Raw genomic sequence first — 11,100 nt, 5'->3', positions numbered from 1 at the left:
GGACCCCCTCTCCCCCCACCCCTCGCAGGCTCGGGGCGGGCAGCTGAGAGGGGGCCTGGGTCAGCTCCGGCCGGCGGTGCTGGGCGTGAGCGTGCCGGCCGGCGCCGCGGGGTCGGCGGTGAAGTCGCGGTAGTAGTCGGCGACCAGGGCGCCGGGCCGGCCGCCGAGCGCCCACACGCTGCCCTTCGCCGACGGCGGCCACAGCGCCCCGGCGGTGTCGTGCCACCGCACCCCGAGGGCGAGCAGCACCGCGGGGATGGCGCCGCCCTGGCTGCAGATGACCACCGGGCCGGCGGCGTCGGTGTCGGCCAGCAGCCGGGTCACCAGCTCGACCCCGGCCTGCGGGTCGGCGTCGAACCCCTCCTCACCCAGCTCGGGCACCGGCCCGACGGGGAGCCCCAGCTCGCGGGCCAGCGGGTCGAGGGTCTGCCCGCAGCGCACCGGCGGGGCAGCCAGCAGCCGGGACGGCGCGAAGACCGGCAGGACGGCGGCCAGCGTCGCGGCCTGCGCGCGGCCCCGGCGGTCCAGCGGACGCGTCTCGTCCGGGCCGTCCCAGTCCGACCGGTCGCCGGCCGAGGCGTGCCGCAGCAGCAGCACCCGCGGTGCCCGGGGCACGTCGGTACGGGCGAGGTCCTCGAGCACGGCCCGGTCGTGGCTGTGGCTGACCAGGTCGACGGCCTCGGGCACCGACAGCCAGCGCAGCTCGTCGACCTCGTCGTTGGGCACGAAGGCCCCGCCGACGGCCTGCATCACCCAGTAGTCGACCCGTTTGGGGCCCTGGCGGTGGGCGTACCGGGTCTGCACGCTGCGCCGGCCGACCGCGACCTGCAGGCCGGTCTCCTCGCCGACCTCCCGGACCGCGGCGACCAGCGGGTGCTCTCCGGCGTCCAGCTTCCCCTTGGGCAGGGACCAGTCGTCGTACTTGGGCCGGTGCACCACCGCGGTCTCGACCGTGCCGTCGTCCGCGGGGCGCCAGACCGCGCCGCCGGCCGCGGGGATCAACCGGTCGTCCTCAGCCAGCGTTCTCACCCCGCAGCGCCAGCAGCTCCTTCTGGTTGTCGCGCTCGCCGGTGCGGGTCCAGGTGGCGTCGCCGGCCAGCTGCCAGCTGCGCACGTCCGGGGCCATCGCCTCGTCGAACATGCGCTTCAGCTGGCGGGCGGCCACCGGGTCGTTGACCCGCAGCAGCACCTCCACCCGCCGGTCCAGGTTGCGGTGCATCAGGTCCGAGCTGCCCAGCCACCACTCCGGGGAGCCGTCGTTGACGAAGTTGACGACCCGGGAGTGCTCCAGGAACCGTCCGACGATCGAGCGCACCCGGATGTTCTCGCTCAGCCCCGGCACGCCCGGTCGCAGCGCGCAGATGCCCCGGATGACCAGCTCGACCGGCACACCGGCCAGCGACGCCTCGTACAACGCGTCGATGATCTGCTCGTCGACCAGCGAGTTCACCTTGATCCGGATCCCGGCGGGCTTGCCCTCCGCGGCGTGCCGGGCCTCGCGGCGGATCTTCTCGACCAGGCCGGCGCGGATCCCGTGCGGGGCGACCATCAGCGAGCGGTAGGTGGTCTGCCGGGAGTAGCCGGTGAGGGTGTTGAACAGGTCGGTGAGGTCCGCGCCCACCCGGGGGTCGGCGGTGAGGATGCCGAGGTCCTCGTAGATCCGGGCGGTCTTCGGGTTGTAGTTGCCGGTGCCGATGTGGCAGTACCGGCGGATCACCCCGTGCTCCATCCGGACGACGAGCGCGGTCTTGCAGTGCGTCTTCAGGCCGACCAACCCGTAGACGACGTGGCAGCCGGCGCGCTCCAGCGAGCGGGCCCAGCTGATGTTGGCCTCCTCGTCGAACCGGGCCTTGATCTCGACCAGGACGACCACCTGCTTGCCCGCCTGGGCCGCCTCGATCAGCGCCGAGACGATCGGGGAGTCACCGGACGTGCGGTACAGCGTCTGCTTGATCGCCAGCACGTCCGGGTCGGCCGCGGCCTGCTCGATGAACCGCTGCACGCTGGTGGCGAAGGAGTCGTAGGGGTGGTGCACCAGCACGTCGCCCTCGCGCAGCGTGGCGAACACGCTCTTGGGGGTCTCGCCCTCGCTGAGCCGGGGGTGCGTGGCCGGCACGAACGGCTCGTCCTTGAGCTCCGGGCGGTCCAGGTCGTAGAGCGCCATCAGCGAGCCGAGGTCGAGCAGCCCGGGCACCGAGACGACGTCGGCCGGGCTGATCTCCAGCTCGTGCACCAGGACGTCGAGGATCTGCGGGTCCATCGTCTCGGTGACCTCCAGGCGCACGGCCGGGCCGAACCGGCGCCGGGCCAGCTCCCGCTCCAGCGCCTGCAGCAGGTCCTCGTCGCGGTCCTCCTCGACCTCGAGGTCGGCGTTGCGGGTGACCCGGAACAGGTGGTGGTCGATCACGTCCAGGCCGGGGAACAGCGCGGTGAGGTGCGCCGCGATCAGGTCCTCCAGCGGGAGGAACACCGCCTCGGCGTCCGTGCTGCGGGTGTTCGTCCCGATCGGGATGAACCGCGGCACGTTGTTGGGCACCTTGATCCGGGCGAAGCGAGGGGCGCCGGTGTCCGGGTCGCGCACCGAGACGGCGAGGTTCAGCGAGAGCCCGCTGATGTAGGGGAAGGGGTGCGCGGGGTCGACCGCCAGCGGCGTGAGGACGGGGAAGACCTGGTCCCGGAAGTACTCCCGCAGCCGCATCGCGTCGGCCTCGGCCAGGTCCGACCAGTGGATGATCCGGATGCCCTGCTCGGCCAGCCGCGGCGCCACGTCCTTGTCGAAGACGCTGGCGTGCCGGTGGACCAGGGCCTGGGTGCGCTCGGTGACCCGGGCCAGCTGCTCCCGGATGGTCAGGCCGTCGGGGGAGCGCACGGTCAGCCCGGTGCTCTGCCGCCGCTTCATCCCGGCGATGCGGACCATGAAGAACTCGTCGAGGTTGCTGGCGAAGATCGACAGGAACTTCACCCGCTCGAGGAGCGGCAGGCCGTCGTCCTCGGCCAGCTCGAGGACCCGCGAGTTGAAGTCCAGCCAGGACAGCTCACGGTTGAGGAAGCGGTCGGCGGGGAGCGGGGGAGAGGCAGCAGGCACGGGTCGATCCTGCCTCACCTGGCGTTCGACGACAGGAACCCCGTCGTCCGGGGGCCGACGCCGAGCTGTCGGGCGGCCGCCAGGTCGGCGGGGGTGTCGACGTCCTGGCGGAGCCCGGGCCACCGCCCGGTCAGGGAGACCGCCCCGGCCGCGGTGTGGGCGGCGGCGGAACCGGGGCCGAAGCGCGGGTCGAGCTCTCCGGCGGGGACGGCCAGCAGCGTCGTCCCGGTGCCGGCGGTGTCGGCGACGAAGCTGCGCGGCCGGCCGGCCGCCTCGGCCAGCGCATCGGACAGCTCGGCGGCCCGCAGGGCCGGCAGGTCGGAGTTCAGCGCGGCCAGCGGGCCGGCGCCGCCGGTCCGGGCGACCCGGGCGCCGTGCTCCAGGGCAGCGTTGAGGCCCCGGCCGGGCCGGTCGTCGACCGTCCGGGCGCCCAGGCCGGTGACGACGGCGGCAGCCCGCGGGTCGTCGGTGACCACCAGCACCAGGCCGACGGCGGGGCTGGCCAGCGCGGCGGCGACGGTGTCGCCCAGCAGGGCCAGCACCAGCTCCTCGTGTGCGGCGGAGGTGCCCCCGGACAGCGTCGCCGTCAGCGGCGCCAGCCGGGTCTTGGCCGCGTCGAGCCGCTTCGCCGGGACGACGACCGACCACCGCTGCACCCGGCAAGCTCAGCACACCGGGGCAGGCTGGGGCAGGTCGGCACCAGGGCCCGCTGCACACGACGCCGGGGAGGGTGATCTGCTCCCCGCAGCACAGTCCGCCGCCCCCGAGGAGCCCGCCGCGATGAGCACCACCCCTGAGCGCACCGCCGAGGTCGCCACCGCTGCGGCGGGCTACCTGGAGTCGTGGCTGGACCACCAGCGCCGCCGGCTGCGGGTGCCGGGCGTGCAGGCCGCCGTCCGGGTCGGTGGCGAGCTGGTGCTGGACACCGCGCTGGGCGTGGCCGACCTGGACAGCGGGGCGCCGCTGACCCCCGGCCACCTGTTCCGGATCGCCTCGCACTCCAAGACCTTCACCGCCACCGCGGTGCTGCAGCTGGTCGAGGCCGGGCGGCTGCGGCTGGACGACCCGATCGGGCAGTGGGTGCCGGCGCTGGAGGGGTCGGCGGTGGCCGCGGTCACCGTCCGCGAGCTGCTCGGGCACCAGGGCGGCGTCATCCGGGACGGCCGGGACAACGACCACTGGCAGCTGGGCCGGCCCTTCCCGGACGCGCAGCTGCTGCTGCGCATCGCGGTCGAGGAGGGGGCGGTCCTCGAGCGCAACGAGCACTTCAAGTACTCCAACATCGGCTACTCGCTGCTCGGGCTGGCGATCGAGGTGGTCACCGGCACCTCCTACGCCGACCACGTGCAGCGCGCGGTGGTCGACCCCCTGGGCCTGGCCGACACCGGACCGGAGTGGTCGCCGGCCCGGGCCGGTGAGCACGCCGCCGGGCACACCGGCCTGCTGGACGGCGAGGACACCCGGCTGACCATCCCGCCGGTGGACACCCGGGCGATGGCCGCGGCGACCGGGTTCTGGTCGACCGCCCGTGACCTGACCGCGTTCGGGGCGGCCCTCACCTCCGGCGACGCCCGGCTGCTGCGGGAGGACACCAAGCGGCTGATGCGCCGACCGGAGTCCGAGATCCGTGCGCACGGGGCCCCGCCGCGGCACTACGGGCTCGGGCTGGACCTCCGGACGCAGGGGGAGCGGCGGCTGGTCGGGCACAGCGGCGGCTTCCCGGGGCACATCACCCGCACCTGGATCGACCCGGAGGCCCACGTCGTCGTGAGCGTGCTGACCAACGCCGTGGACGGGCCGGCCGACGTGCTGGCCCGGGGTCTGTTCGGGCTGCTCGACCTCGCCCTGGCCGCACCCGCAGACGTGCCGCAGCCGCCGGCGGCCGAGCTGGCGCGCTACGCCGGCCGCTTCGTCAACCTGTGGGGCGCCACGGACGTCGCGCTGCTGGGCGGCCGGCTGGTGCTGCTGCACCCCAGCGCCCCCGAGCCGGCCGAGGAGCACCTGGAGCTCACGGCCGAGGGCGCGGACACCCTGCGCCAGGAGGCGGTCGCCGGGTTCGGGGCGGCCGGCGAGACGGTCGAGTACACCTGGGCCGACGACGGCACCGCCGCCGCGGTGCGGCTCGGTGGCATCTCGGCCTGGCCGGCCGAGGTGTTCCGGGCGCAGCGGGCCGCCCAGGTCCGTGCTCCCCAGGTGCAGGACGGGCGCGCCGGCGGGGTCGGCCGGTGACCGCCCTGCTGCTGCGCTCCGCCCGGCTCGGTGACCGCACCCGGGACGTCCTGGTCGTCGAGGGGCGGGTGCTGGCGATCGCCGACGACCTGTCCTCCGGCGCCCCGGGGCTCGACGGGCTGCCCGACCCCGTCGAGGTGGTGGACCTGGCCGGGGCCGCGCTGCTGCCCGGCCTGCGGGACGCGCACACCCACCTGGAGCAGTGGGCCGCGGCGCGGCGGCGGATCGACGTCTCCGCCGCCGGGTCGGCACAGGAGGCCGCCGGGCTCATGGCCGCCGCGCTGCGGGCCGCACCGCCGGCTCCGGGTGCGGTGGTGATGGGCCACGGCTTCCGGGACGCGCTGTGGGGCGAGCCGGCCACCGCCGCCGTCCTGGACGCCGCGCTGGCCGGGGTGGTGCCGCCGGACACGATCGTGGTCCTGGGCAGCGGGGACCTGCACACCGCCTGGGCGAACACGGCCGCCGCGCGGCGGTTCGACCTGAGCAGTCCGACCGGGCTCGTGCTCGAGCAGGAGGCGATGGACCTCGTGGCCCGGGCCGCCCGGGTCGACCCCGCCGTCCTGGACGGGTGGGTGCTGGAGGCCGCGGCCGCGGCGGCGGCGCGCGGGCTGACCGCCGTCGTCGACCTCGAGTACGGCGACCTGATCGGCTCCTGGGCCCGGCGGGCCGGGCTGCGGGAGGGCGGTCCCGCGCTGCGCGTGCGGGCCGGGGTCTGGGTCGACCGGCTGGAGGAGGCGATCGCCGCCGGGCTGCGCAGCGGCGACCCGCTGCCCGGGGTGGTCGACCCGGTCGCCGCCGACCGGGTGCGGATGGGCCCGCTGAAGGTCTTCGTCGACGGCTCCCTCGGCACCCGCACCGCCTTCTGCCACGACCCGTACCCGGGGGCGGCGGGAGCGGACGCCCACGGCGTGCTGCGCACCCCGCCGGAGGAGCTGGAGCGGCTGCTCCGCCGGGGGAGCGCGGCCGGGCTGGACCTCGCCGTGCACGCCATCGGCGACCGGGCCGCGGCGGTCGCGCTGGACGGCTTCGCCGCCGCCGGCTGCACCGGGCGGATCGAGCACGCCCAGCAGGTGCACGACGCCGACCTGCCGCGCTTCGCCGAGCTGGGGGTGGTCGCCAGCGTGCAGCCCCGGCACGCCCTGGACGACCGGGACGCCGCCGACCAGCACTGGGCCGCCGCGACGGCGCGGGCGTTCCCCTACCGGGCGCTGGTCGACGCCGGCGCGGAGATCGTGCTGGGCTCCGACGCTCCGGTGGCCCCGCTGGACCCCTGGGACGGCATCGCCAGCGCCGTCCACCGGTCGCTGGACGACCGCCCGGCCTGGCACCCCGAGCAGCACCTGGACCTGGACACCGCGCTGGCCGCGGCCAGCGGGGGACGGCGCGGGGTCCGGGTCGGGGACGTGGCGGACCTGGTGGTGGTGGCCGAGCCACCCGCGACGGTCCTCGCCCGCGACGGCGCCGACGGCCTGCGGGCGATGGAGGTGCTGGCCACCCTGGTCGGCGGGCGGTTCACCCACCGGGCACCCGGCCTCGGCTGAGGACGACGACGCCCGACACCCCGGGGCCGCGTGCGGGCCGCTCCGGGCCGGAGGGCACGATCATGGGCCGGGTCGCCGGTGCAGCGCCGGCGGGCCACGAGACGGAAGGGGCCCGGTGTCCGAGCAGTTGTCGCCACGCACGGCCACCGTGCCCACCCCGCGCGCCGGGGCGGCCGCATGACCCGCGCCGCGGTGCTGGGCGCCGGCTCCTGGGGCACCACCTTCGCCAAGGTGCTCGCCGACGCCGGGTGCTCGGTGACGCTGCACGCCCGCCGTCCCGAGCTGGCCGCGACGATCACCGCGAGCCGGGAGAACGCCGACTACCTGCCGGGGGTGCGGCTGCCCGACGCGGTGCGCGCCACCGGTGACGCGGCCGAGGCGCTCGACGGTGCCGAGGTCGTCGTGCTGGCCGTGCCCAGCCAGACGCTGCGGGCCAACCTCACCGACTGGGCGCCGCTGCTGCCCGCCGACTCCTCGCTGCTGTCGCTGATGAAGGGCGTCGAGCTCGGCACGACCAAGCGGATGAGCGAGGTGATCCGCGAGGTCACCGGCGCCGGTGCCGACCGGGTGGCGGCGCTGTCCGGGCCCAACCTCGCCCGGGAGATCGCCGAGGAGCAGCCCTCGGCCACGGTGATCGCCTGCTCCGACGACGACCGGGCCGCGGCGCTGCAGGCGGCCTGCCACACCCGCTACTTCCGGCCGTACACCAACCCGGACCTGGTCGGCTGCGAGCTGGGCGGCGCGGTCAAGAACGTCATCGCGCTGGCCTGCGGGGTCGCCGCCGGCCTCGGCTTCGGGGACAACACGCGCGCCTCGCTGATCACCCGCGGTCTCGCCGAGACCGCCCGGCTGGGCATCGCCCTCGGCGCCGACGTGACCACCTTCGCCGGGCTGGCCGGGCTGGGCGACCTGGTCGCCACCTGCTCCTCACCGCTGTCGCGCAACCGCACCTTCGGTGAGCACCTCGGGCAGGGCATGTCCGTCGCCGAGGTGGAGCAGATCACCCGGCAGACCGCCGAGGGCGTGAAGAGCTGCCGCTCGGTGCTGGACCTGGCCCGCGCGCACGGGGTCGACGTGCCGATCACCGAGGCGGTGGTCCGGGTCTGCCACGAGGGCGAGTCCGCCGCCCAGATGGTGCGCGAGATGATGTCCCGAGAGGCCAAGCCGGAGTAGCTCCCCGGGGGCGCCGTCGCACACCCGTGGAGGACCGTCCGTGACCACTCCTGACCTGCCCGCCGACCTCGGCGACGGCACCCGGCTGGTCCACGCCGGTGACGACCCGGCGGTGCCGGGCACCCCGCTCCGGCCGTCGCCGGTCTTCGCCGCGCCGTACCACCTCGGGGACGAGGCCCCCGGCTGGCAGGGCGCCGACGGCTACGCCCGCCCGGACAACCCGACGCTGCGGGTGTTCGAACGTGCGGTCGGCGAGCTCGACGGCGGCGACTGCCTGTCCTTCGCCACCGGCATGGCGGCGATCAGCTCCGCCGTCCTGGCACTGGTCGGCCCCGGCGACCGGGTCGTGCTGCCGTCGGACGGCTACTACGCCACCCGGGTGCTCGCCCGCGACGAGCTGGCCCGCTTCGGTGTCCAGGTGCAGCTGGTGCCCACCCTGGAGATCGAGGACGTCGCCGCCCGCGGGGACCTCGACGGCGCCCGGCTGGTGCTGCTGGAGACCCCCAGCAACCCGCAGCTGGACGTCTGCGACATCGTCGCCGTCGCCCGGGCCACCCAGGCGGCGGGTGCGCTGCTGGTGGTGGACAACACCACGGCCTCGCCGATCGGCCAGCGCCCGCTGGCCCTGGGGGCGGACGTCACCGTGGGCTCGGACACCAAGGCCCTGACCGGGCACAGCGACGTGCTGCTCGGGCACGTCAGCACGGCCCGCACCGAGCGCGGCCGGGAGCTGCACACCCGGATCGCCGCGTGGCGCAAGACCACCGGCAACACCCCCGGGGCGTTCGAGGCGTGGCTGGCCCACCGGTCCATGGGCACCCTGGACCTGCGGCTGGCCCGGCAGGCCGCCAACGCCGCGGCGCTGTCGGAGCTGCTGGCCGCTCACCCGGCGGTCACTGGCGTCCGGTGGCCCTGGCGGCCGCAGGACCCGTCGTTCGCGCTGGCGACCCGGCAGATGCTGCGCCCCAACGGCGTGGTGTCCGCCGAGCTCGCCGACGAGGCCGCCGTGGCGCAGCTGGTGCGCAGCAGCCGGCTCGTCGCGGCGGCGACCAGCTTCGGCGGGATCCACACCACGGTCGACCGGCGGGCCCAGTGGGGCGGGGACGCCGTCCCGGCCGGCTTCGTGCGGTTCTCCTGCGGCATCGAGGACACCGCCGACCTGGTGGCCGACCTGACTTCCGCGCTCGGGACCCTCGGCTAGGGTCGGCGCGATGACCGGGAAGGCGCGTAGGACCAGGGTCGCTGTCGTCTTCGGCGGGCGGAGCGCGGAGCACGCGATCTCCTGCGTGTCGGCCGGGAGCGTGCTCGCCGCGCTGGACCCGGAGCGGTACGAGGTGGTGCCGGTCGGCATCACCCGGGACGGCCGCTGGCTGCTGCACGACGGCAAGGCCCTGGCCATCGACGGCGGACAGCTGCCCGAGGTCACCGACGGCACCGCGGTGTCGCTGGTGGGCGACCCGGCCGGCCGCGGGCTGGCGGTGCTGGACGCCGGGCAGGCGATCGGCCGGCTCACCGAGGTCGACGTCGTCTTCCCGGTGCTGCACGGCGCCTACGGGGAGGACGGCACCATCCAGGGCCTGCTGGAGATGTCCGGGCTGCCCTACGTCGGCTCCGGGGTCTTCGCCAGCGCCGCCTCGATGGACAAGGAGTTCACCAAGAAGCTGCTCACCGCGGCGGGCATCCCGCAGGGTGACCACGTGGTGCTCCGCGACGCGGACGGTGCGGTCTGCCCCGACCCGACCGTGCTGGACCAGGCGGCCCGGGAGCGGCTGGGTCTGCCGGTCTTCGTCAAGCCCTCCCGCGCCGGCTCCAGCATCGGCATCACCAAGGTCACCGACTGGGCGCAGTTCCCGGCCGCCGTCGCGACGGCGGCCGCGGTCGACCCGAAGGTCGTGGTCGAGGCCGCGGTGCCCGGCCGGGAGATCGAGTGCGGCGTGCTCGCCGCGCCCGGCTCCGGGCCGCCCGAGGCCAGCGTGCCGGCGGAGATCCGGCTCCGGCCCGGCACCGACTGGTACGACTTCAGCGTCAAGTACGTCGACGGGGCCGTCGACATCGACGTCCCCGCCGACCTGACGCCCGAGCAGGTCACCCGGATCCAGGACGTGTCCCGGCGTGCCTACCTGGCGCTGGACTGCCGCGGTCTTGCCCGGGTCGACTTCTTCCTCGGCACCGACCCCGACACAGGAGCCGACCGGCTGGTGGTCAACGAGGTGAACACCATGCCCGGCTTCACCCCGACGTCGATGTTCCCGCAGGTGTGGGCCGCCTCCGGGGTGAGCTACCCGGAACTGGTCGACCGGCTGGTGGCCGGTGCCCTGGCCGGGCAGCTGCCGGTCACCAGCCCGGCCGCGACCGTCTCGCCGGACGGCGCCGTGCTGGGCGCCGGATGACCTCGCGGCGGCTGCTGCCTCGCGCCACGGCCGCAGTGCTGCTGCTGGTCGCCCCGGTGTGTGCCGGCTGCTCGTCCTCGGAGGCCGTGCCGGCACCGCAGGCCGCGACGACGGCGGCGACCCCGGCCAGCCCGGCCGAGCTGGAGGCGTTGCTGGTCGACGACGTCCCGTCCGGGCTGCCGCGGGTGCCCGACGACGAGCTGGTCCCGCCGGCGGGGGAGAAGACGATCGACGACGTCGCCCGCTACGGGCAGGACGCGCAGCGCGAGCAGGAGGTGCTCGCCGACTACGGGTACACCCGCGGCTGGGAGCGCTTCTGGCGGTCGGAGGAGGAGCTGACCAGCGTCTTCCTCGACCAGTTCGCCGACCCGTCCGGCGCCGTCACCTACGCCGACGACCTGGCTCGCAACGACGCCGAGCACTACGGCGGTGTGCTGGACCGCTCCCCGGCGGGGCTGCCGGACGACTGCGTGCTGCTCGCCCAGGACGACCCGGCTCCCCAGCACCGGATGGCCGGCCCGGCGGTCTTCGCCTGGTGCTCCGCCGGGGTCTTCACCGTCGCGGTCGCCGCCGTCGCCGACACCGAGGAGGAGGCGCGCCGCGAGCTGGAGGCGGTCACCACCGCGCAGCTCGACCGGCTCCCGGCCGGCTGAAGCGGCACGGTGGCCCCCGTGCAGGGTCC

Annotated in this window: 9 protein-coding genes; 6 read left to right on the top strand and 3 right to left on the bottom strand. The window is 75.8% G+C overall.

The annotated features are described in order from the left end of the window. Positions 1–60: 60 nt before the first annotated feature. Genes G5C62_RS12815 through cofC form a run of 3 tightly spaced genes read right to left on the bottom strand, consistent with a single transcriptional unit; the run spans position 61 to position 3,741 of the window. On the bottom strand, positions 61–1,002 hold the full coding sequence (locus G5C62_RS12815; RefSeq protein ID WP_036339981.1) for an NUDIX hydrolase: 942 nt from the start codon (positions 1,000–1,002) through the stop codon (positions 61–63). Positions 1,003–1,012: 10 nt separating this feature from the next. Next, positions 1,013–3,085, bottom strand: coding sequence for an RNA degradosome polyphosphate kinase (locus G5C62_RS12810; protein WP_036339979.1), 2,073 nt, complete (start codon positions 3,083–3,085; stop codon positions 1,013–1,015). A 14-nt stretch (positions 3,086–3,099) separates the two neighbouring features. Continuing rightward, positions 3,100–3,741 (bottom strand): 2-phospho-L-lactate guanylyltransferase, encoded by a 642-nt coding sequence (gene cofC / locus G5C62_RS12805; RefSeq protein WP_036339977.1) that lies wholly within the window; start codon positions 3,739–3,741, stop codon positions 3,100–3,102. Between the two features lie 124 nt (positions 3,742–3,865). Here cofC and G5C62_RS12800 point away from each other — a divergent pair, with 124 nt between their 5' ends. The 6 genes from G5C62_RS12800 (at position 3,866) to G5C62_RS12775 (ending at position 11,071) form a co-directional block, all read left to right on the top strand. After that, a complete protein-coding gene (locus G5C62_RS12800) occupies positions 3,866–5,314 on the top strand; it encodes a serine hydrolase (RefSeq protein WP_052091587.1) in 1,449 nt (482 codons plus the stop codon). Next, positions 5,311–6,855: an amidohydrolase gene (locus tag G5C62_RS12795; RefSeq protein WP_052091586.1), complete on the top strand. Its 1,545-nt coding sequence runs from the start codon at positions 5,311–5,313 to the stop codon at positions 6,853–6,855. Before G5C62_RS12800 ends, G5C62_RS12795 begins: the two co-directional genes overlap by 4 nt. Positions 6,856–7,032: 177 nt before the next feature. Beyond that, positions 7,033–8,028 (top strand): NAD(P)H-dependent glycerol-3-phosphate dehydrogenase, encoded by a 996-nt coding sequence (locus G5C62_RS12790; protein WP_036339975.1) that lies wholly within the window; start codon positions 7,033–7,035, stop codon positions 8,026–8,028. A gap of 40 nt (positions 8,029–8,068) precedes the next feature. Next, positions 8,069–9,229 carry a cystathionine gamma-lyase gene (locus G5C62_RS12785; protein WP_036339973.1) on the top strand — a complete coding sequence of 387 codons (1,161 nt, stop codon included), beginning with the start codon at positions 8,069–8,071 and terminating at the stop codon, positions 9,227–9,229. A gap of 10 nt (positions 9,230–9,239) precedes the next feature. Beyond that, on the top strand, positions 9,240–10,418 hold the full coding sequence (locus G5C62_RS12780; RefSeq protein WP_164701291.1) for a D-alanine--D-alanine ligase family protein: 1,179 nt from the start codon (positions 9,240–9,242) through the stop codon (positions 10,416–10,418). Beyond that, positions 10,415–11,071, top strand: coding sequence for a hypothetical protein (locus G5C62_RS12775; RefSeq protein WP_036339970.1), 657 nt, complete (start codon positions 10,415–10,417; stop codon positions 11,069–11,071). The genes G5C62_RS12780 and G5C62_RS12775 overlap by 4 nt, the downstream gene beginning before the upstream one ends. Positions 11,072–11,100 lie beyond the last annotated feature (29 nt).

Source organism: Modestobacter sp. KNN46-3 (assembly GCF_011039295.1).
This window is presented reverse-complemented; position numbering and strand designations above follow the sequence as displayed.